The following is a 351-nucleotide window of genomic DNA, read 5'->3' as shown; positions in this document are numbered from 1 at the left end:
ATGATGTTATAGTAGCAGTATTTAACTCGACAGAGAATGCACATAGGGCGACGAGCCCGCCGGATTTTATTATCTCGCCTGCCTCGGCAGGGGATGTGATAATCTTTGTTTTCATGTCTGGAATTATATCATGTTTTTGGTCTTTTTGCAAGTTTATGCCGTTCTTATAAAACTATTTTCGGGGATGTTTAGGTTGGATTTTATATAAAATTTTTGTTGAGGGTGTGGGAGGGAGTCGATTTTGTTTTTATTTTCATTGAAAATTTCGCAGTTTTTTATTATACAATTTTTTGTTGGCGTCATAATTTCGAGTGTATCACCACTAGAAAATTTGTTGCGCTGTTCGCACTC

General features: G+C 36.8%; 1 protein-coding gene. It reads right to left on the bottom strand.

The window, feature by feature from the left end; all coding sequences use genetic code 11:
- Nucleotides 1-153 precede the first annotated feature (153 nt).
- Nucleotides 154-351: U32 family peptidase C-terminal domain-containing protein (locus ACYVTD_RS18255; RefSeq protein ID WP_461249019.1), on the bottom strand; the 198-nt coding region annotated here is incomplete at its 5' end.

The organism is Treponema sp. R6D11, from assembly GCF_054786075.1.
Note: the sequence above shows the minus strand (reverse complement) of the source record. Positions and strands in the feature narration are given on the sequence as shown.